At 32.0% G+C, this 21,061-nt stretch carries 20 protein-coding genes; 9 read left to right on the top strand and 11 right to left on the bottom strand.

Features of this window, described 5'->3' with window-relative positions; genetic code table 11:
• Positions 1-226: 226 nt before the first annotated feature.
• Both KTC92_RS17595 and KTC92_RS17590 read left to right on the top strand, forming a co-directional pair.
• Complete coding sequence (locus KTC92_RS17595; RefSeq protein WP_216303244.1) at positions 227-607, top strand: RidA family protein; 381 nt, start codon at positions 227-229, stop codon at positions 605-607.
• Between the two features lie 17 nt (positions 608-624).
• On the top strand, positions 625-1,614 hold the full coding sequence (locus KTC92_RS17590) for a D-cysteine desulfhydrase family protein (protein ID WP_216303245.1): 990 nt from the start codon (positions 625-627) through the stop codon (positions 1,612-1,614).
• Positions 1,615-1,700: 86 nt separating this feature from the next.
• Here the strand turns inward: KTC92_RS17590 and KTC92_RS17585 are convergent, their stop codons facing one another.
• The gene (locus KTC92_RS17585) at positions 1,701-3,791 is read right to left on the bottom strand and encodes a sigma 54-interacting transcriptional regulator (RefSeq protein WP_309137235.1); all 2,091 of its coding nucleotides are present in this window, start codon (positions 3,789-3,791) and stop codon (positions 1,701-1,703) included.
• A 146-nt stretch (positions 3,792-3,937) separates the two neighbouring features.
• On the opposite strand from KTC92_RS17585, the gene KTC92_RS17580 reads away from it, so the two are divergent.
• Genes KTC92_RS17580 through KTC92_RS17565 form a run of 4 tightly spaced genes read left to right on the top strand, consistent with a single transcriptional unit; the run spans position 3,938 to position 6,701 of the window.
• Positions 3,938-4,321, top strand: a complete 384-nt coding sequence (locus KTC92_RS17580; RefSeq protein WP_220287373.1) for a GntR family transcriptional regulator — start codon at positions 3,938-3,940, stop codon at positions 4,319-4,321.
• The gene (locus KTC92_RS17575) at positions 4,314-5,168 is read left to right on the top strand and encodes an ABC transporter ATP-binding protein (protein ID WP_216303247.1); all 855 of its coding nucleotides are present in this window, start codon (positions 4,314-4,316) and stop codon (positions 5,166-5,168) included. The genes KTC92_RS17580 and KTC92_RS17575 overlap by 8 nt, the downstream gene beginning before the upstream one ends.
• Before the next feature lie 58 nt (positions 5,169-5,226).
• Positions 5,227-5,934, top strand: a complete 708-nt coding sequence (locus KTC92_RS18740) for an ABC-2 transporter permease (RefSeq protein WP_220287376.1) — start codon at positions 5,227-5,229, stop codon at positions 5,932-5,934.
• Positions 5,928-6,701, top strand: a complete 774-nt coding sequence (locus KTC92_RS17565; RefSeq protein ID WP_216303249.1) for a hypothetical protein — start codon at positions 5,928-5,930, stop codon at positions 6,699-6,701. The genes KTC92_RS18740 and KTC92_RS17565 overlap by 7 nt, the downstream gene beginning before the upstream one ends.
• Before the next feature lie 186 nt (positions 6,702-6,887).
• Here KTC92_RS17565 and KTC92_RS17560 read toward each other — a convergent pair whose 3' ends face one another.
• The 6 genes from KTC92_RS17560 to KTC92_RS17535 form a co-directional block, all read right to left on the bottom strand.
• Positions 6,888-7,889, bottom strand: coding sequence for a GGGtGRT protein (locus KTC92_RS17560; RefSeq protein ID WP_216303250.1), 1,002 nt, complete (start codon positions 7,887-7,889; stop codon positions 6,888-6,890).
• Positions 7,890-7,911: 22 nt separating this feature from the next.
• On the bottom strand, positions 7,912-8,604 hold the full coding sequence (locus KTC92_RS17555; RefSeq protein WP_216303251.1) for an iron-sulfur cluster assembly scaffold protein: 693 nt from the start codon (positions 8,602-8,604) through the stop codon (positions 7,912-7,914).
• A 143-nt stretch (positions 8,605-8,747) separates the two neighbouring features.
• Positions 8,748-9,581: a deoxyribonuclease IV gene (locus tag KTC92_RS17550; RefSeq protein ID WP_220287378.1), complete on the bottom strand. Its 834-nt coding sequence runs from the start codon at positions 9,579-9,581 to the stop codon at positions 8,748-8,750.
• A gap of 34 nt (positions 9,582-9,615) precedes the next feature.
• The gene (locus KTC92_RS17545) at positions 9,616-11,028 is read right to left on the bottom strand and encodes a glycoside hydrolase family 1 protein (protein WP_220287380.1); all 1,413 of its coding nucleotides are present in this window, start codon (positions 11,026-11,028) and stop codon (positions 9,616-9,618) included.
• 246 nt (positions 11,029-11,274) lie between these two features.
• The gene (locus tag KTC92_RS17540; protein ID WP_216303254.1) at positions 11,275-12,351 is read right to left on the bottom strand and encodes a Xaa-Pro peptidase family protein; all 1,077 of its coding nucleotides are present in this window, start codon (positions 12,349-12,351) and stop codon (positions 11,275-11,277) included.
• 34 nt (positions 12,352-12,385) lie between these two features.
• The gene (locus KTC92_RS17535) at positions 12,386-12,790 is read right to left on the bottom strand and encodes a DUF6465 family protein (protein ID WP_165414519.1); all 405 of its coding nucleotides are present in this window, start codon (positions 12,788-12,790) and stop codon (positions 12,386-12,388) included.
• A 522-nt stretch (positions 12,791-13,312) separates the two neighbouring features.
• Here KTC92_RS17535 and KTC92_RS17530 point away from each other — a divergent pair.
• Positions 13,313-13,540 carry a ground-like protein gene (locus KTC92_RS17530; RefSeq protein WP_216303255.1) on the top strand — a complete coding sequence of 76 codons (228 nt, stop codon included), beginning with the start codon at positions 13,313-13,315 and terminating at the stop codon, positions 13,538-13,540.
• 51 nt (positions 13,541-13,591) lie between these two features.
• On the opposite strand, the gene KTC92_RS17525 is transcribed toward KTC92_RS17530, so the two are convergent.
• From KTC92_RS17525 to recQ, 3 genes are all read right to left on the bottom strand, one after another.
• Entirely contained in the window at positions 13,592-15,208 is a 1,617-nt protein-coding gene (locus KTC92_RS17525; RefSeq protein ID WP_216303256.1) for an ABC-F family ATP-binding cassette domain-containing protein, read from the bottom strand.
• A gap of 105 nt (positions 15,209-15,313) precedes the next feature.
• A complete protein-coding gene (locus tag KTC92_RS17520; RefSeq protein WP_220287382.1) occupies positions 15,314-16,540 on the bottom strand; it encodes a DEAD/DEAH box helicase in 1,227 nt (408 codons plus the stop codon).
• Positions 16,541-16,555: 15 nt separating this feature from the next.
• Positions 16,556-18,727 carry a DNA helicase RecQ gene (gene recQ / locus KTC92_RS17515; protein ID WP_216303258.1) on the bottom strand — a complete coding sequence of 724 codons (2,172 nt, stop codon included), beginning with the start codon at positions 18,725-18,727 and terminating at the stop codon, positions 16,556-16,558.
• A gap of 326 nt (positions 18,728-19,053) precedes the next feature.
• On the opposite strand from recQ, the gene KTC92_RS17510 reads away from it, so the two are divergent.
• Both KTC92_RS17510 and KTC92_RS17505 read left to right on the top strand, forming a co-directional pair.
• Complete coding sequence (locus KTC92_RS17510) at positions 19,054-19,545, top strand: YajQ family cyclic di-GMP-binding protein (RefSeq protein WP_165414514.1); 492 nt, start codon at positions 19,054-19,056, stop codon at positions 19,543-19,545.
• Positions 19,546-19,841: 296 nt separating this feature from the next.
• Complete coding sequence (locus KTC92_RS17505; protein WP_071614011.1) at positions 19,842-20,087, top strand: AbrB/MazE/SpoVT family DNA-binding domain-containing protein; 246 nt, start codon at positions 19,842-19,844, stop codon at positions 20,085-20,087.
• Positions 20,088-20,171: 84 nt separating this feature from the next.
• Here KTC92_RS17505 and KTC92_RS17500 read toward each other — a convergent pair whose 3' ends face one another.
• On the bottom strand, positions 20,172-20,588 hold the full coding sequence (locus KTC92_RS17500) for a hypothetical protein (RefSeq protein WP_165414641.1): 417 nt from the start codon (positions 20,586-20,588) through the stop codon (positions 20,172-20,174).
• Positions 20,589-21,061 lie beyond the last annotated feature (473 nt).

The following is a 21,061-nucleotide window of genomic DNA, read 5'->3' as shown; positions in this document are numbered from 1 at the left end:
ATACGAGTTACAATTAAAACTTACATCGGATGATTTTTAGCATCTAATACTTTATGTACAATAAATCCTAAACTGTAAACTTTAATAATAGTAAGTATTCACCTAATAGTACTATGCTAGGATTAGAACTTGCATTATTAGGTTTACTTGTATATTATTATTGTAAGATAAAAGCTAAAAAGACTTTCAAAATTAAAATATAGTTTCATAAAGAAGGAGATTAATTATGATAAAAGAAATTATTTCAACTAAAAAAGCACCTGCAGCAATTGGACCATATTCACAGGCAATTAAGGTAGGAAATTTATTATTTACATCTGGTCAACTACCATTTGTACCAGAAACCGGAGAACTTATAAGTGGCGACGTAAGAAAAGCTACAGAAAGATCTATTGAAAATTTAAAAGCAATATTAGAAGAAGCAGGATCATCTCTTGATAAAGTCGTAAAAACGGTAATTTTTCTTAGAGATATGAATGATTTTGCAATAGTAAATGAAGTATACGAAAGCTATTTTACTTCAAATCAACCAGCACGTTCATGTGTCCAGGTGGCAAAACTGCCTAAAGATGGAATACTTGAAATAGAAGCTGTAGCATTTGTATAAAAAAGGAGGAGTAATCAATGATTAAAATTCCTGAAAAAATAACGTTTGCAAACTTACCCACACGAATAGAAAAACTAGAAAGACTTTCTCAAAAACTGGGCGGACCTAATATCTATATAAAAAGAGATGATCAAACAGGAACCGAAGTATCTGGTAATAAAATAAGGAAACTTGAATTTTCTGTAAAGGAAGCCCTTGATCAAAAATGTGATGTACTTATTACCTGCGGAGGAATCCAATCTAATCATTGTAGATCTACGGCAGCAGTCGCTGCAAGACTTGGAATGAAATCAGTCCTTGTTTTAAGAGGGGACTCAGAAACAGAATCAGATGGTAATTTGTTTATAGATAAGCTTTTGGGAGCTGAGATTCGTTTTGTTACTCCAGAAGAATATAAAAATAATAAAGCTGGAATTATGGAACAAATCAAAGCGCAATTAGAGGCAACGGGCTGTAAACCTTATATTATACCAGAAGGTGCTTCTAATGGGATTGGTGGATTTGGGTACTATAATGCCATGAAGGAAATTATTTGCCAGGAAAAAGAGCTAGGTGTACATTTTGATAAAATTGTACTAGCCGTAGGATCTGGTGGAACCCATTCCGGACTGTTTCTAGCAAGCAAAACACTAGAGTATAATGGTGAAATCTATGGCGTCAACGTTTGTGATGACGCTGAACACTTCAAAAATGAGATTTATAAAATAGCTCATGAAAGTATGCAATACATCGATGTGAATTTACATATTTCTAAAGATGAAATTCATATTATAGATGGATATGTAGGAAGAGGATATGCTCTTAGCAGAGCAGAAGAGCTTCAATTTATCCACGACTTTGCAAAACTAGAGGGAATTATTTTAGATCCTGTGTATACCGGTAAAGCAATGTATGGATTAGTACAAGAAATTAAAAAGGGAACCTTTAAAAACTGCGAAAATATTCTATTTATTCATACCGGTGGAGCATTTGGATTGTTCCCACAAAAAGACCTATTTAAGTTTTAAAAATAATAAGTTCATAAAAAGGTATAGCAAAATTTTGCTATACCTTTTCTGAAATGTCGTTAAACCATTTAAATGAAAAATAATGTCTATTTAAGTTGAGATTGCAGTTTGTTGAAAACCTTTATGCCTCGGTCATTTATTTTACTACCACCTCTACCTCGCGACATTTTAATTAAACCTAAATTATTTAAATCGTTTAAAATACCGCGAACTTCTTGTTGGCTTAGGTAGCGTCCTGTTTTTTCTGCTTGCTCAGAAATTGATAATCTACCCATGGAAATTTGTTGAACAAATCCCACATGCAATCTGTCTAGTACAAAAAAATAATCATCTAATTGATTACCTGCTAATTGCTCCAAAAGTTTAGCATCTAGATTAGTGCTAGTATCAGACTTACATTTTAATGTTGACATAGCATTATTGTAGAACCCAGGTGGTAAATCATCGTAATACACTATATCTTTATCTATATAGGTGAGATATTCTACATAGTTGTGTAGTTCACGAATATTTCCATTCCAATTATGAGAGAGCAATGCATTAATTACTTGTGTAGATAGGATGAATTTTCCTCCCAATTTATGTTTAAAGTAGTCAAACAGCAGCATAATGTCTTCACCACGCTCTCGCAATGGAGGAAGCTGAATTGGCAAGGTGTTTAGACGAAAGTAGAGGTCATTACGAAAACTCCCGTTAGACACCAGCTCTTCAAGATTTTCATTGGCTGCAGCTATTATTCGTACATCAATACTAATAATTTTATTGCCTCCAATTCGCATAATCTCTCTTTCTTGAATAACACGAAGCAGTTTTATTTGGAGGGCTGGACTCATCCCTTCTACTTCATCTAAAAATATTGTTCCCCTATGAGCATATTCAAAAAGCCCCAATTTTCCTCCCCTTTTAGCACCAGTGAAAGATCCTTCATCGTAACCAAACAGTTCACTTTCTAGCAGATTATCTGGTATCGCTGCGCAGTTTATGGCAATAAAAGGATAGTTATGACGCTCTGATTCGTTATGTACAGCATGTGCAAAAAGTTCCTTCCCCGTTCCGCTCTCACCTGTAATTAAGACAGTAGAATTGGTTCTCGCCATTTTTTTAGCAATGGTACATGCTTTTTTTATTACATCACTCTCCCCAATGATATCATCAAAGGTATATTTAGCTTTATGACCTTTATTAAGTAATTGAAGACGCAAATTATGTTGTTTATACTCTTCTTCAGTAAATTTTTGTATAGTAGCAAAAGAACCGAGATATTCATCTCCACGTATTACAGGAGTAACGGTTACAGTAATATCCACACCACTCACTCTAATCAAACGATTATTTATCTTTTTTCGCGTACTCCTACACTCCTCAAAAGGTAAAAACGATAAAATTAACGCAGCAGGATGATCGATGGATTGTTCTTTTGTAACACCTGTAATTTCTAGTGCTCTTGAATTACAAGCAAAAATAATATCATCCTCATTCACACCAATAATACCTTCATCCATGATTTCCATCAAAATTTCAAATTGACTTTCCATTTGAAGAGATCTTCCAAACAGTTGATTAAAGCTATAATTATTGACAGCTAAAGAACGAAAATATTCCTTGAATTTTTCCCTCTCTAATAGGTAATCAAATTTTAGCCTCAGTGCTATTTCCACCATTGTGGTTGAATCTAGCACACGCTGCCCAAGGTCGATAATAGTCTTTATATCTTTTGGTACATAACGTAATTCACCTGGTGTTACCGACAGCTCGAACCCACTAACTGGCTTAGCTCCAGGATAATATGGTGTAAACTCTATGTGATTGATGCCTAGTTGGCTGAGTCTAGTTATAGCCTCGCGCACCATTTTTTCACTGAGATTGACAAATAAAGCTTTACTTCCATTTGGAATACTCCTTAAAATATCAAGAGATTTGTTAGTAAAGGCCACTGCAATTTCTACTTTAGGGACATCAATGGGGATGCATTCCTGAAAATCCGTAATGTTTTCAAAAGCATCGGTTGAAACCACAAATAAATCAGCTTCCTTTATTTTTTTAACCGATCCATTTAATACATTATAAGCACACGTGGTTACTAACTCACCAAAAAGCTCTTTAATCTGATTTTCGTAAAATTTTGCAGCCATATAATCCAACGCTACAACAGCTATTCTTTTTTTTATAGGACTCACCCTCTTAAGTTTTAATTATTATAATGTTAATTCTTTTTAAAAAACATGTCAAGGATAGTCTCTAATTAATAAATTGTATTTCAAAGAAATTATTGACATCTTTCTGTGTCTATCTTATAATAACAGTAGACAAGGAGGTCATATGTTTGAATATTCTTATATCATCCCTTTCTCAAACGCCCATATATGAGCAAATACGAAATCAAATAAAAGAAATGGTACTCAGCGGAAAGCTAAAATCCAAGGAGCAATTGCCATCAATAAGGCTTATGGCAAAAGATTTGAAGGTTGGAATCATAACAGTAAAACGTGCTTATGAAGAACTTGGAAAAGAGGGTATTGTCATCAATTTACAAGGACGAGGATGCTTTGTGGCAGAGATTGACCGAAAAAAAATTAAGTCAATACACATTGACATGCTTCATGAACAACTTCTTGAAATTAAAGAATTTACAGACGCTTGTGGCATATCCCCTGAGGAAATGCTTAAAGTTATAAATGAAATATACGGAGGTAGTAAAAATGACTAATAAGGCTTTGGAAATCAAAAACTTAAATGGAAATATAGGAGATTTCTCTTTGGATGATATAAGGTTTTCAATTGAAAAAGGAACTATCATGGGGTTTATAGGAAAGAATGGTTCAGGAAAAACCACCCTTATTAAAACAATACTTAATATGATTCCAAAAACTTCGGGACAAGTATTCTTCGATGGTACTCCTATGTTTGGAAATGAAGAAACAGTTAAAGCAAAAATAGGAGTTGTCTTTGACAGTCTAATTTATCCTCTTAACCTCAAACCTATTAAAATTAAAAAAATGATATCACCCTTTTATAAAACCTTTGATGATAAAAAATTTGACGAACTTATGAAGCGCTTTGAACTTAATCCAAGTAAAAAGCTTAAAGCATATTCAAAAGGTATGCAGATGAAATTCGGAGTTGTAATGGCACTATGTCATAATCCAGATTTAATTATACTTGACGAACCCACAGCAGGCCTTGACCCAATCGCAAGAGCTGACGTAATTGATTTACTCTTAGAACTTATGCAAAATGAGCAAAGATCCATACTATTTTCAACTCATATTACAAGTGATCTTGAAAAAATTGCAGATTATATAACAATGATTGATAATGGTAAAATTGTTTTTTCTAAGGGGAAAGATGAAATGCTTGATACCTATCTCCTTGCACATATTGAAAGAGAATCTATGACAGATGAAATTAAATCTGGACTTGTAGGAATAAAGGAAACGACCTTCGGATATGAGGGTTTATGCAACAAAAATCTAAAACTTCAAAATTTTGAAGGGGTTAAAACTGCCAGGCCTACAATTGAAGATATTATGCTTTACATGGGTGCGAAAAAATGAAGATGAATGGAAACTACCATATATCAAGTTATAGAGAGTTTTACAAGGAGATGGAACAATGTTAAAGAAGTTGTTGAATTATCAGACGCTTTTAAGTTATTCATCAGGGATTGCTAGTACGGAAAACTCTTTAAAATCGAGTTTCTTCACTGTATTTATTTACGTGTTATTTTTGTTTACTTTATCATTAATATTAGACGCTGGAGGATTGGTATTTTGCCCCATATTTTTTACTTTACATGCAGTTTATTACACTATAAATTCACAAAACAAATTATTTGAGATTGTACCAGTTCCAAAATTGTATTCCATTATAAATATTTATTTATTTGTTCTTGTAAAAAATCTCTGTTTTACTGTTGGAATTACCTTAGGACTCATACTAACTGGACTTTCACCACAATCGACCGACGTTTTGGATATGATTTCATTAGCAAATAATTGGAAAGCTGTATTAGTAACAAGCTGCATATCTACTATAATAGCAAGTGTCTTATTACCCATATTTTTTATAAGGCTTAATCCTCTTAGAAAAGCCCTTACAATATCGATAGTTACACTTGTCACAATAGCACTTCTATTATTCGAAAATGCATTGCCCGTTTCGACTGAATTTGGTACATTGCATTTTTTAGAAAGCATTGCAACAATGCCTCATTACAATGAATTTTTATTATTATTAGTCTGTGTCTGCGTAGTAATAATCCCTATTTCAATGTTAATATCCTACAGACTCTATAAAGGAAAGAGGTGCTTAGTATGTTAAAAAAATTTATTGCATATCAAAGGCTATTGCTAAATTCATATCCTCCAATTGATATTAACTCACCAGCCCCTTTAAAGGTATTACTTTATGTTTTTGCTTTTGCTGTAATAATTTTCATGAATATATCTATATTTTTCGGAAACACAGCAATTTTCGATTCTTTTTTACCTTGTAATTTGCCTATTATAATTGTATGGATGATTAATGGGATACTTCATGGTGATCACAAACTTTTTGAAACTGTTCCTGTAAGCCGAAAATATACAGCGTTAAATATATTTTTGCTACCAATAGTTATGATATTTATAATGTACATCCTATTCTATATTTCTGGTGCTGTGTTACTCGGTAGTATATTTGGATTTGTATACCTTACGGATTCCCAAGGTTTTAGTAACGCTCCTCCAGACTCTGCTATAAATCAAGTAATAGACACAACAAAAGGAGATCTATTAATGTTATGCATATTAGTAATAATTGTTTTTGTGGGAGTTGCAATTACTTTTATAAAAAGCAAAAAACTTAGGCTCTTAAGTTTTGCTGGGTTTGCTACTATCGGTTATGGACTTTTAGCTTTTCTAAAATCTTCTATGCCGATATCATCATACACTGGCGAAGTAGAATTTTTTGAAAGTTTTTCTATAATGCCTCTAGGAACTACTATTCTGATTTGTGTAGCTATTGCTACAGTTATAATAGGCATTGTCTCGGTTTTCATAGGATATAACCTTTATGTAGGTAAACCAACTGGTAGTAATGACTACTAGTTTTCATTAACACAAGATAGACATGCGACTTCTCTCATGTCTATCTTTTTATCTACTCCGCTCTTGACCATTCAGCAGGTTTTTTTGAATCTAGTAATTTGATTTGACATTAGTTATAGACGAAAATAAAAGCCCAGCATTTAGTCAATTATCACTAAATGCTGGGCTTGTACCTTTTCTTAGACTTTATTTACTCATTGCTTCTTCTACTGCAACCGCAACTGCAACTGAAGCTCCAACCATAGGGTTGTTACCCATTCCGATAAGTCCCATCATTTCAACGTGAGCTGGTACTGATGAAGAACCTGCAAATTGTGCATCTGAATGCATTCTTCCCATAGTATCAGTCATTCCGTATGAAGCAGGACCTGCTCCCATATTATCTGGGTGAAGAGTTCTTCCAGTACCACCACCTGATGCAACTGAGAAGTATTTCTTACCTTCTGCGCAACATTCTTTTTTATAAGTACCAGCAACTGGATGTTGGAATCTTGTTGGATTTGTAGAGTTTCCTGTAATTGAAACGTCTACTCCCTCAGAATGCATTATTGAAACGCCTTCGCGTACATCATCTGCTCCGTAACATCTTACTTTAGCTTTTTCTCCATCAGAATAAGCTGTTTCTTTAACTACTGTTAATTTACTAGTATAGTAATCAAATTTAGTTTGAACATAAGTAAATCCATTAATTCTTGAAATTATATAAGCAGCATCTTTTCCAAGACCATTAAGTATTACTTTTAAAGGTTCTGTTCTTACTTTGTTTGCAGCTCTTGCAAGGCCAATTGCACCTTCAGCAGCAGCAAATGATTCATGTCCAGCTAAAAATGCGAAGCATTTAGTTTCTTCGCGTAGAAGCATAGCTGCTAAGTTACCATGTCCAATTCCAACTTTTCTGTCATCAGCAACAGAACCCGGTATACAAAACGATTGAAGACCTTCTCCTATATATACTGCTGCATCAGCTGCCTTAGTACAACCATTTTTAATTGCTATAGAAGCCCCTACTGCATATGCCCAGCAAGCATTTTCAAATGCTATAGGTTGAATTCCTTTAACTATACCAAAAACATCGATACCTTTTTCTTCGCAAATTGTTCTTGCTTCTTCTAGTGAGTTTATACCGTGCTTACTTAACACAGGTAATATTTGATCTATTCTTCTTTCATAACTTTCAAATAAAGCCATTTAATTATTCCTCCTTCTTATATTATTTGTTTCTTGGGTCGATTACTGTTGTTGCTTCTGCAAATCTACCATAACTTCCAGTAGCTTTTTCCATAGCTTCATTAGCATCCATACCTGTTTTGATCATTTCCATCATTTTTCCAAGTTGAACAAATTTATAACCTATTATCTCGTTATTTTTATCTAATGCAATATTGGTAACATAACCTTCAGCCATTTCTAAATATCTTGGGCCCTTAGCAAGTGTTCCATACATTGTACCAACTTGACTTCTAAGACCTTTACCTAAGTCTTCAAGTCCAGCTCCTATAGGTAGTCCACCTTCTGAAAATGCTGTTTGAGTTCTTCCGTAAACAATTTGAAGGAATAACTCTCTCATAGCTGTATTTATTGCATCACACACTAAATCTGTGTTTAACGCTTCTAAAATAGTTTTTCCTGGAAGTATTTCTGATGCCATTGCAGCTGAGTGAGTACTACCAGAGCATCCTATTACCTCAACTAATGCTTCTTGTATTATACCCTCTTTTACATTTAAAGTAAGCTTGCATGCACCCTGTTGAGGAGCACACCAGCCAATTCCGTGTGTTAAACCTGAGATATCTTTAATTTCTTTACTTTGTACCCATTTTCCTTCTTCAGGAATTGGTGCCGATCCATGATTAGGTCCTTTTGCAACACACATCATTTCTGAAACTTCTGTTGAATAAATCATAATATTATCTCCTTCCATATGTATATGGTAATTTAATACGCTTTATAATCAGTGGGAATTAAAACGTCCCACTGGGTCAATAATTGAAATATGTCTTCGATTCTATTTTAACAAAGAAAACCTAACTTATCAATAGTATTTTATTAGTTTTTATATGCTTCTCTTAATATCTTAATTTCCTCAGCATGACCAGCTAATTCATTTGGTGTTTCTAAATAGAATGGTAAGTGACGTAACTTGGGGTGATTAATAATTCTACTAATAGCTTCTATTCCAATTGAACCTTCTCCAATTTTTTCATGTCTGTCTTTATGACTTTCAAATGGATTTTTACTATCATTTAAGTGAATTGCATAAAGCTTATCAAGTCCAATAATTCTATCAAACTCATCTATTACGCCATCTAAATCATTAACGATATCATAACCAGCATCATATATATGGCAAGTATCAAGACATACACCCATTTTGTCTGAAAGGGTAACACCATCAAGAATTTGTTTTAATTCTTCAAACGTTCGTCCTACTTCTGTTCCTTTACCAGCCATTGTTTCAAGAAGTACCGTAGTGGTTTGCTCTGGTTTCAATATAGTGTTAAGCATATTTATAATATATTCTATTCCCTTCTCAACACCCTGTTTTATATGGCTACCCGGATGGAAGTTATAAAAACTATTCGGGAAGTATTCCATTCTAGATAAATCATCTTCCATAATCATCACTGCAAATTCCCTTGTTTTTTCATCAGCAGAACAAGCATTAAGTGTGTATGGCGCATGCGCTAAGATTGTCGCAAATTTATTTTCTTTTAATATTTCTAATAAAGCTTCTACATCACTCGGATCAATTTCTTTTGCTTTACTACCTCTAGGATTACGAGTAAAAAACTGAAATGTATTTGCCCCTATGCTAAGAGCATCTTTCCCCATGGCTTTATACCCTTTTGATACTGATAAATGACAACCTATATTTAACATGATTATCCCTCCTATAAAAAATTATATTCTTATTTTATATTAAACTTTTTCCATTTGTTGAAATTACTTCTTTATACCAATCAAAGCTTTTTTTCTTATATCTTTCTAATGTACCTGTTCCATCATCATTACGATCAACATAGATAAATCCATAACGCTTTCTGAGTTCTGCAGTTGTTGCGCTGACAAGATCAATACATCCCCATGAAGTATACCCCATTATATCGACTCCGTCGTCGATTGCCTCCGCTACTTGAACCAAATGATCATTTAAATACTTAATTCTGTAATCGTCAATTACTGTTTTATTTCCATTTTCATCAATTATTAATTTATCAATAGCACCTAACCCATTTTCAACAATGAATAAAGGTTTTTGATAACGGTCATAAAAAAGATTAAGTATGTAACGTAATCCTTGTGGATCTATCTGCCACCCCCAATCTGAAGCCTTAAGATATGGGTTATGTACACCTGAAATAATGTTTCCTGTTCCCATTTCTCTCTTTTTAGGGTCTGCTGTTGCACAAGAACTCATATAATAGCTAAATGAGATAAAATCCACTGTATTTTTAAGTACCTCAGTGTCTCCTGGCTCCATATGTATTTTAATATTGTTATCTTTAAAGTATCTATCCATATATTTAGGATATGCTCCCCTTGCGTGAACATCTGCGAAATATAAATTTTCTCTATCCTGTTTCATTGCTTCAATTACATCGCTTGGATGAGGCGTTAATGGATAATTTGGTACACCAAGAATCATACATCCAAATCTTGCTCCTGGTATCATTTCATGCCCAATCTTAACTGCCATTGCACTTGCTACTAATTCATGATGAATCGCCTGATATAAATCTTGCTTCGTTAATTTTTCTTTATCCGTAAATATACCACCGCTCATATATGGTGCATTTAATACTGAATTAATTTCGTTAAAAGTAAGCCAATATTTCACCTTATTTTTATATCTAGCAAAAATTATTCTTATATAGTTCTCAAAAAATCCTACTAACGCACGATTTACCCACCCATTATAGTTCTTAGAAAGAGCAAGAGGAGTCTCATAATGTGAAATTGTTACAAGTGGCTCAATTCCATATTTTAGACATTCATCAAATAAATTATCATAAAATTGTAATCCCTTCTCATTTGGCATTTCATCATCACCATTTGGAAATATTCTAGACCATGCAATTGATGTTCTAAATGTTTTAAACCCCATTTGTGCAAACAGTTTAATATCTTCTTTATATCTATGATAAAAATCAATACCTACTAATTTCATGTTATCTTCTGTTGGTTCTTCTGTAACTTTCCCAATTATACCTTTTGGTGCAATATCTTGTGTTGATAACCCTTTGCCATCTTCATTGTACGCACCTTCACATTGGTTAGCTGCTACTGCTCCGCCCCATAGAAATCCTTTTGGAAAGCTCTTCGCCATTTTAAATCGCTCCTTTTAAATTTTAAAATTTATCTTACAAGTTATATCCATTTACTTTGTTGTTATTTACTAAATTCAATTTTGTGGATATCCTCTTACATTAGTGTACCCACACCTTATACATTATATATAACAATGAAAATTATTTATACCCTCGAAATAATATAAAAGAGCTTCGATAAAATTTTAATTTATCAAAGCCCTTTTATATTATTTAGCTCTTTTATTTTATTTAGCACTTTTATACTATTCTACAATAATTAAGTCCTTTGTATAATGGTTTAATACCTCACAACCTTCTTTCGTAACTATTACTAAATCCTCTATACGAACACCCACGTCACCCGGAAGATAAATACCTGGCTCAATGGAGAAAATTTGTCCTGGCTGAACTTTATCAGTATTAGCAGAGGAAACATCACCGAAATCATGAACTTCTATTCCTATTGAATGCCCTAATCTATGAGTAAAATATTTTCCATATCCTTTCTCCGAGATATAGTCTCTAGCTGCAGCATCAATATCACAAAATCTAACGCCTGCTTTAACTTTTTCAATTCCCCTTTTATTTGCTTCTTTAACAATATTATAAACTTCTCTACTATGATCTGATACACTTTTATAGAAAACAGTTCTAGTCATGTCTGAGCAGTATGAATTCATCTTACATCCGATATCAATAACTACGCTGTCCCCTTCTTTAACCATTGATCCATCCAATTCATGATGAGGATCAGCAGCATTTGCCCCATAACCTATAATCGGATCAAATGAATGCCCTTCAGTACCCATTTCTTCCCATATATCACCAAGCAACTTTCCCATTTTCTTTTCTGAATATTTTTTAGGGATAAGCTTTATCATTTTATCCACAGCGGTATCATTTAATTTTGAAGCTGCCCTCATTAGATCTTTTTCACCTTCGTCCTTACACATTCTTACTCTGTCAAGAATTTCAGATCCATTAACAAATGTACTTCCACCTTTAAGCTTCATTAATTTTATTAAGAAATGAGCTGGCCAATTTTTATCTATTCCCATAGGCTTATCTTTATCAATGTTTCTTGCAATAATTTCTACTGGACTCTGAGTATCGTTAAACCATATCTTTTCTACCCCTAAATCTTCACTTATAGGGAATAACTCATTTATAAACAATTTGTTATGTCCATCTAAGTTAATATAGAGTACAAGCATTCTTTCTCCTGATAAAATCCACTTCCCCGTAAGATAGAATATAGCCGCTGGGTCAGAAACTATCATTTGAGGTGTTTTCTTTAGCGCCATGATCTTTAGAACCTTATTAAGTCTTTCTTGCAACATTAAAAATCCCCTCCTAAAATATTATTGAATTATGTTAGGATAATTTCAAATTAATCTTAATTTCACCATTTACCAAGCAATAGGCTATATCTTCTTCAACCTTTATATATACATCTAAGGTTTTAAGTTCTGTAATTTTGTGAGATTTTACCCATTCTTCATAAACTTTTTCTAGTATTGTTTTTTTGGAAACCTCTTTTCCCTTATATTGAACATAGAATCCAACATCAATTCTCTTCGCTATTGTTTTTTTAGCTGTTTTTTTTGTAGCAGTAGTTGCCCTTCTAGCTTTTGATTTAACATTTTTAGCAATATCCTTCACCGCATTAATAGTCTTATCAACATTTTCTTTTGTAACATCAGAAACTATTGTTATTGCCTCTTCTGCTGTTGATCCACCAGCTTCTTTAGCCGAAGTTAACGTATTCTCTTTTATCATATCATGTACCTCCCATTTTAAAACAATTTTTATCCTTAATACTTATATTCTATATTTTTAGGAAAAACCCTTTTTTTAGGTGACTGTCAGTGACCCATATAAGATATTTATAACTTAATATTAATTATGTACTCTATTATATCATAAATCGCAATTAAATTCTATTTTTTGTTATTATATACATAATTATACTATGCGTATGGGAATGACATTACTTCTGTATGATGAATAGGTCTTATGAATATTTTATGAGAAAATAAAAGGATTCATCAAATTTTTTTTTAAAGATTTCCTACAACTTATATTCACACTTAATAAAATGCGGAATATATTAAAGTACAGCTACAACTTCATTCATTTAACGACCTTTCAAAAACAGTCCATCACCTATTTATGGTGGCATTAACACCAAAGCAACTTCATTACTTAAGTTTAAGTGTAAAATTTCTTCTTAAGTTGCTAATTTAGCTACCTACGTTGATTTTTAAACTTTTACTTATTAAAAATAAGGAGGTTATTTATATGAGTCATAGACATAAAAATTGTTGTTGTTGCTGTGAACCTGTTAGTTGTTGTAAGCCTGTTAGTTGTTGTAAACCTGCTTGCTGCTGTGATAATAACTTTGGAAGTGGCTTTGGAAGTGGCTTTGGCTGCGGAAATGGCAGTATCTTGATAATTCTTTTACTATTAGGCTGTGGTGGTATTGGTGGCCGTGGCGGCTTCGGCGGCTTTGGTGGCTTTGGTTGTTAATTTAATAAAAAAAGAAGCACTCCTAATAATATTATTAGAAGTGCTTCTTTTTTATTTGTACATAAGTTCTAGTTCTTTTTGAACTTCATTATTTTCTATAAATTCATCATAAGTCATTTGTTTATCCATTATTCCCTTAGGTGTAATTTCTATTATTCTAGTTGCAACTGTTGCAACTAGTTGGGAGTCATGAGATGTAAGTAACATTGTTCCAGTATAGCTAGTTAACCCATTGTTTAACGCCGTAATAGACTCTAGGTCTAAATGATTAGTGGGCTCATCAAAAATTAATACATTAGCATTACTAAGCATCATTTTAGAAAGCATGCATCTAACCTTTTCTCCACCGGACAATACGCTGGCTTTTTTAAGGGCCTCTTCTCCAGAGAAAAGCATTCTGCCTAAAAAGCCTCTAATAAAGCTTTCAGCCTTTTCATCTGAATATTGGCGAAGCCAATCAACTAATGTGCAATCTACGCCATTAAAATATTCCGTGTTATCCTTTGGTAAGTAAGCCTTAGAAGTAGTAATTCCCCACTTAACCTCACCACTATCCGGCTCCATTTCACCCATTACTATCTTAAATAATGTAGTTTTAGCTATTTCATCTGCACCTGTAAAAGCAATCTTATCTCCCTTGTTAACTATAAAAGAAACATTATCAAGAAGTATTTCTCCATCCACAGTTTTACTTAGATTTTTAACTGTCAATAAATCATTTCCCGCTTCTCTTTCTGGCTTAAATCCAACAAATGGATATTTACGAGAAGATGGTTTTATATCATCTAAAGTCAATTTATCTAATTGCTTTTTACGAGAAGTAGCCTGTTTTGCTTTAGATGCATTAGAACTAAATCTAGCAATAAAGTTTTGTAATTCAACAATTTTTTCTTCTTTTTTCTTATTTTGATCTTTAGCCATTTGAAGAGCCAACTGACTAGATTCATACCAAAAATCATAATTTCCAACAAATAATTGAATTTTGCTAAAGTCTATATCTGCAACATGAGTACATATTTTATTTAAAAAATGTCTATCATGGGAAACAACTATAACAGTACTATCAAAATTCAGTAGGAAACTTTCAAGCCAATTTTTAGATTTTACATCTAAATTGTTTGTAGGCTCATCTAGTAATAGAATGTCTGGTTTTCCAAATAGTGTTTGAGCAAGGAGTACCTTAACCTTTTCTGATCCTGTTAATTCCTTCATTGTTTTGTTTTGAAGGTCTTCAGTTATTCCAAGTCCCATCAATAGAGTTGAAGCTTCTGATTCAGCTTCCCATCCATTAAGTTCTGCAAATTCGCCTTCTAGTACCGAAGCTCTAATTCCGTCCTCATCAGTAAAATCTGGTTTTGCATATAATTCATCTTTTTCATTCATTATTTCAAACAATCTTACATGCCCCATCATTACAGTTTTGACAACTTCATATTCATCAAATTCAAAATGATCTTGCTTTAAGAATGCTAATCTTTCTCCTGCTGTAATATTAACTTCTCCTGTATTAGGTTCAATTTGACCTGATAATATATTAAGAAACGTTGATTTACCGGCACCGTTCGCACCAATTAATCCATAACAATTACCTGGAGTAAATTTTATATTAACATTATCAAATAATTTACGTGCACCATATCTTAAACTTACGTTATTTGTACTAATCATATCTTTATAAATACCTCCATACATTAAGTAATTTCATTCTAGTCAAAACTACTGACTCATTATACCATACGGAAAGAAACTAGGCCAATGTAATTTATTTCTTTCTTATCTAGTTTTATTAGACTTATTAGTGTTTGATGCTTTGCTATCAGATCTAAAATTATGTTCTATTGACTTTGCTTTAGGTGTGTTTTGTAAATCAATAATTGTTCCCATACGAATATCTTTAGGCAGAATTTCTATATTAAAATCTTTTTCATAGTTTTTAATTAGATCAAGTTCTCTCTCTTCTGTTATAGATAATGCAAAACCATGTTCACCCATTCTTGCCGTTCTACCTACCCTATGTAAATAATCCTTAGGATTCTCTGGTATATCAAGATTAAATATATGTGACACTCCTACTATATCAAGGCCTCTAGCTGCTAAATCAGAAGCAACTAATAGTTGAATTTTTCCTGCATTGAAATCCTCAATAGCTTTTTTTCTATTAAGTTTATCAGAGCTTCCATGAATACCCTCAACCTTTAATCCGTGATAACCAAGCTTTGAAGTTGTAATTTCTACCTCATCACTTTTGTTTATAAATATTATTGCTTTTTCAGGTTTAGTAGCACTTATGAGTTTTCTGAGTAGAACCAGTTTCTCTCTCTTTTCAACTACGAAATACATGTGCTCTATATTAGGATTTACCTGACTTTTATCACCCACTTTAATTACTTCTGGATCCTTCATCAAAGTTTTAGCAATCTCAACAACTTTAAGCGAAATCGTAGCTGAAAATATCATAATTTGTCTATCCCTAAGCGTAGTTTTTATTATGGCCTTTACCCCATCTATGTTATCTTCATCTATCATTCTATCGCCTTCATCTATTACTATAGTCTTAACGAAGTGTGATTTCAGTTTCTTCATAGTTATAAGTTCTAAAATTCTTCCTGCGGATCCAACTATTATATGTGGCTTTTCCTTAAGAGCTTCTAGCTGTCTTTTGATGTTAACATTACCTATTATGGTAGTTGATTTGATGTTGCTATTTGAGTTCTCTGATAGCAATTCTATTTGCTTATGTATTTGCATTGCAAGTTCATGAGTAGGTGCAAGTACAATCGCTTGAATATCCTTTGATGTTGTGTCTATTTTTTGAAATATAGGTAATAAGTAAGCCAGTGTTTTACCTGAACCTGTTTCTGATTCTCCTATAATATCCTTGCCCTCAAGTCCAATTGGTATAGCCTTTACTTGAATTTCTGTAGGGCTCTGTATCCCCTGTTTAATCAAACCTTCTATAAGGTTTTCTTGTAATCCTAGTTCATTAAATAATTTAATCATATTTTCTCCTTTTTTCTAAGAAATCTTATTGTTAGCGTATTTAAATATTGTTGCTTTTATAGCTAAATAATCTATTTCTTCTGGTAATGCTTCTTTGATAGGTCTAAGCTTTGAAGCTCCAATTTTTTCTATAACTTCAATAATAAGTGCTTCCTGATGTTTTGGAATAAAATCATCTAAATTAACATCAAAACCCTCATAAGCACATTTAAATATATGTTCTTGTACTGTGAGGCTTTTTAATTTTCTCTCGTAAATTATGTCCTCTATGCTTTTACCCTCTTTATACATATTATAAGTAATAACATAGCTAGGGATCTTTCCTTCATTTTCGCAAGCTTTTTCTACCGCACATTCAGTTTGAACCTTCTCATCATTTTCATTATATAGTATTTCTGCCTTTAGTTCTATATTGTTTTCCTGCATATATTTTTTTATAACCTGAATGAATTCCTCACCATACTTCTTAAGCTTAGATTCTCCTACCCCTTTAATGTTTAGCATTTCTTTATTATTTACTGGGAAATATTCGCTCATCTCTCTTAACGCGCTATCTGCAAACACAATATAAGGTGGAACTTTTTCCCGGTCTGAAATTTCTTTTCGAAGGGACCTCAATATTTCAAACAAACCAGTATCGCGAGCTACCTTAGCTTTCTTTTTCTCAACCTTTTGATACACTTTTTCTTCATTTTTAAGTACTGCCACTGCTTTATCTTTTAAATGAACCACCGGAAATTGACCATCTGCAAGTGAAAGATATTCTTCTGCCGTAAGCACATTTATGAGGTCTCTTATCTCTTTAACAGTATATTGCTTTATTATCCCATAGGTAGATAACTTATCAAATCCAAGTTCCAAAACTTTTTTATTCTTTGAGCCACGAAGTACTTCTGCAATTAATGAAGTACCATACCTCTCCTTCATCCTAAAGATGCAAGAAAATATTTTTTGTGCCTCTATAGTTATATCTACCAGTTCACTTTCATCATTGCATGTACTGCAATTGTCACATTTATCTTGAACATTTTCTTCGCCAAAATATTCCAAAATAAACTGTCGTAAACATCTTGAAGTATGTGAATAATCCACCATAGCTTGAAGTTTCTTATATTCATTTACCTTCCTTTGAGGTGATACGACACTTTGTTCTATAAAAAATTTTTGAAGTAACACATCTGCTGCAGAAAATAACAGTATACATTCGCTAGGCTCTCCATCTCTGCCTCCACGTCCCGCTTCTTGATAATAAGATTCCATACTCTTTGGCAAATTATAATGAATTACATATCGAACATTTGATTTATCTATTCCCATTCCAAAAGCATTTGTAGCTATAATAATGTTGATATCGTCATACAAAAACTTTTCTTGGTTTTGTTTTCGCTCTTCATCTCCTAGCCCCGCATGGTATCTTCCAACACTATATCCCTTTTTATTCAAAAGCTCATAGAGATTATTCGTTTCCTTCCTTGTAGAAGTGTATATTATCCCTACTTGGTCTTTATTATCTTGAATGTATTCTAATACAAAATCTCTTTTGTTTTCTCCACGAATAACAGTAAAGCTCAAATTTTCTCTATTAAAACCAGTTACATAAACATCCGGCTCTCTTAATTTTAATAACTTTATAACGTCTAACCTTACTTCCTCTGTTGCAGTAGCTGTAAATGCTGCTATAATTGGTCTTTCTTGTAATTTTTCTATCAAACTAGAAATTGCTGCATAACTGGTTCTAAAATCATGTCCCCATTGAGATACACAATGAGCTTCATCCACTGCTAAAAGCGATATTGTTAATCTATTTAACATATTGCAGAAGAAGTCTGATTCTAACCTTTCTGGGGCAACATAAAGAAGCTTAAACTCCCCAAGCGCTACCTTATCAATTCTTTCATTAACTTCATTAATACTTAATGAGCTATTTATATATGTTGCAGCTATCCCTATACTATTCAATGTATCTACTTGATCCTTCATAAGCGATATAAGTGGTGATATTACGAGTGTTACTCCTTTTAGCATTAGAGCAGGTATCTGGTAACACACCGATTTCCCTGCACCAGTAGGCATTACAGCAAAGGTATCTTTTCCGCTTATTATACTCTCTATTACATTTTCTTGTCCTTTTCTAAAATTATCATATCCATAATACTTTTTTAATTTTTCTTGTGCTTCACGCAACATATATTTCTTCCTCTCATACGTAATAATTTCTTACAATAGTATAACATTATTTTAAAAAATTTGTACCTTTATGGCGACGAACTTTGTATTTGTTTTAATCAAAACATGTATTATTATCTATTTTCGTCAACTTTATGATATTTAAAACATATCAAACATTTGATTTTCATGATTTAATAACATTTCATAAATAAACAAATCGCTATCAAGTTTATAGTTTTTATAATTTTTACTCATTAACTACTGGACATTTTCAAATTATTAATCTACTATTAATTAATAAGATTCTATTAATTAACATAAAAATATATAGGAGGTTTTTAATTATGGCAACTGCACATTCGTTTGACATAGTATCAGATGTCGATATGCAAGAAGTAGACAATGCAATAAACCAAGCATTGAAAGAAGTTAAACAAAGGTATGATTTTAGAAATACTATTACTGAAATTAACCTAGGAAAAGAAGATATTAAAATAATATCTGATGATGATTTTAAATTAAAATCAGTTATAGACGTTCTTGTAAGTAAGTTAATTAAAAGAGGTATATCTGGAAAAGCATTAGATCTAGGTAAACAAGAACCTGCTACATTAGGTTCTGCAAGGCAAACAGCCAAAATTGTAAAAGGTATTTCTACTGAAAAATCGAAAAAAATAATTGCTGAAATTAAATCCAGCAAAATTAAAGTTCAAGCTCAAATTATGGATAATCAGCTAAGGGTTACCGGTAAGGACCTTGACGATCTACAGCAAGTAATGGCTTTAATAAAATCGAAAGATTTTGATATTCCCCTACAATTCACTAATTATAGATAGTTACATTTTTAAAGGTTAGTACCCACTGTACTAACCTTTTTTTATTTACTATCATGATTTACACCAATTACAATCTATTATGAATATTGTAATTATTAAAATTTTATGTATATTGTATAAGATATTATAATAATGTTTAAAATGACAGACCATTATATTTTTTTTGCATAATACGTAAAAGTTTGTTAATTTTTATTATTTTTCTTAAATATTTTCATAAACCTATTGACGTTTTATGTTATTTTTGCTACAATTTAATTATAAATAAGTCGAAAGATGTTTGAGGAGGAAATTAAATGAAATCAACAGGTATTGTAAGAAAAGTGGACGAACTTGGAAGAATTGTTATTCCTATAGAATTGAGAAGAACTTTGGATATAGATATCAAGGACGCTTTAGAAATCTATGTAGATGGTGATCAAATTATTCTTAAAAAATATGAACCAGCTTGTATTTTCTGTCAAAATGCAAGAGACGTTGTAAACTACAAAGGTAAAAATATTTGTAAAGACTGTCTTGCTGAGTTAGGTTCAGGTAAATAATTCAAGATAATTTTTTATTAAATAAAATAGGGCATATAAGCCTAACAATAAAAAAAAGATATCCTTTAAAAGGATATCTTTTTTTTATGTCTTCAACCTAAACTCGCTACAGCACTTTGAGCAAGTTATAATAATTTTACCTTTTCCTCTTGGTAATCTTAATTTTTGTTCACATTTAGGACAGCTAGTTATTATATACTTCTTTTTTTCCTTTAATCTCTCTATAGGTCTATAATTTTTAATTTTAATATTAATTAGTTTAATATTTTGTTTTAAATTATTGATTTTACGATAAAAATGTCTTTCTATATTTTCAAAAACAAATTTTTCATTATTTCTCCCATGTACATTAGTTGACCTACATCTCCAAATTGAATATATAATAAGTGCTGTTCCTAAAATCCATGAATACCTAGCTACTAACAAAAATATTCCTATCAATAAGGTTGCTGTTGAAAATCTATCCCAGCCATAAACTTCTCTAGAAGATTTAACAAACATTTATACTATTCCCCCTATCATTTTCTGAAGTAAATAACAATTATTAATTGTTATCTACTTTAACATGTGTAAGCAGTAAACTAAATATAATAATTTTAATTTAGCACTTTCAGCATTGTTATTCTTATATTATATTCTAGCACTATAAATGCTATATTATTATTAATTTTCTGTAAAAAATACCCCCAAAAACCTTTTAAGCTCCTGTTACTATTACTTATTTAATTAATAGTATAGGAAATCGTCAACCTATATAGCTAACTAACCTATAGAGAGAATACGATATAAGTAAAATATAAAACTAGTTAGAATTAATTTTTTACAAAAATGTTATAACATCACTGATAAATCACTAAATGAAAATGTAAATTTCATTATATTTTGTCGAATATATTTATCTATTTTCATTTTTAATCAGTTTATATTAAACTTTTAAAAATCCCATTGACTATATGTGTAATACATGTTAATCT

Source organism: Clostridium sp. CM027 (assembly GCF_024730565.1).
Classification (GTDB): domain Bacteria; phylum Bacillota; class Clostridia; order Clostridiales; family Clostridiaceae; genus Clostridium_AD; species Clostridium_AD estertheticum_B.
Note: the sequence above shows the minus strand (reverse complement) of the source record. Positions and strands in the feature narration are given on the sequence as shown.

Coding starts and splice junctions, on each gene's coding strand:
- KTC92_RS17595 (WP_216303244.1), top strand. CDS start 227: ATGATAAAAGAAATTATTTCAACTAAAAAAGCACCTGCAGCAATTGGA.
- KTC92_RS17590 (WP_216303245.1), top strand. CDS start 625: ATGATTAAAATTCCTGAAAAAATAACGTTTGCAAACTTACCCACACGA.
- KTC92_RS17575 (WP_216303247.1), top strand. CDS start 4,314: ATGACTAATAAGGCTTTGGAAATCAAAAACTTAAATGGAAATATAGGA.
- KTC92_RS18740 (WP_220287376.1), top strand. CDS start 5,227: ATGTTAAAGAAGTTGTTGAATTATCAGACGCTTTTAAGTTATTCATCA.
- KTC92_RS17565 (WP_216303249.1), top strand. CDS start 5,928: ATGTTAAAAAAATTTATTGCATATCAAAGGCTATTGCTAAATTCATAT.
- KTC92_RS17560 (WP_216303250.1), bottom strand. CDS start 7,889: ATGGCTTTATTTGAAAGTTATGAAAGAAGAATAGATCAAATATTACCT.
- KTC92_RS17555 (WP_216303251.1), bottom strand. CDS start 8,604: ATGATTTATTCAACAGAAGTTTCAGAAATGATGTGTGTTGCAAAAGGA.
- KTC92_RS17550 (WP_220287378.1), bottom strand. CDS start 9,581: ATGTTAAATATAGGTTGTCATTTATCAGTATCAAAAGGGTATAAAGCC.
- KTC92_RS17545 (WP_220287380.1), bottom strand. CDS start 11,028: ATGGCGAAGAGCTTTCCAAAAGGATTTCTATGGGGCGGAGCAGTAGCA.
- KTC92_RS17540 (WP_216303254.1), bottom strand. CDS start 12,351: ATGTTGCAAGAAAGACTTAATAAGGTTCTAAAGATCATGGCGCTAAAG.
- KTC92_RS17535 (WP_165414519.1), bottom strand. CDS start 12,790: ATGATAAAAGAGAATACGTTAACTTCGGCTAAAGAAGCTGGTGGATCA.
- KTC92_RS17530 (WP_216303255.1), top strand. CDS start 13,313: ATGAGTCATAGACATAAAAATTGTTGTTGTTGCTGTGAACCTGTTAGT.
- KTC92_RS17525 (WP_216303256.1), bottom strand. CDS start 15,208: ATGATTAGTACAAATAACGTAAGTTTAAGATATGGTGCACGTAAATTA.
- KTC92_RS17520 (WP_220287382.1), bottom strand. CDS start 16,540: ATGATTAAATTATTTAATGAACTAGGATTACAAGAAAACCTTATAGAA.
- recQ (WP_216303258.1), bottom strand. CDS start 18,727: ATGTTGCGTGAAGCACAAGAAAAATTAAAAAAGTATTATGGATATGAT.
- KTC92_RS17510 (WP_165414514.1), top strand. CDS start 19,054: ATGGCAACTGCACATTCGTTTGACATAGTATCAGATGTCGATATGCAA.
- KTC92_RS17505 (WP_071614011.1), top strand. CDS start 19,842: ATGAAATCAACAGGTATTGTAAGAAAAGTGGACGAACTTGGAAGAATT.
- KTC92_RS17500 (WP_165414641.1), bottom strand. CDS start 20,588: ATGTTTGTTAAATCTTCTAGAGAAGTTTATGGCTGGGATAGATTTTCA.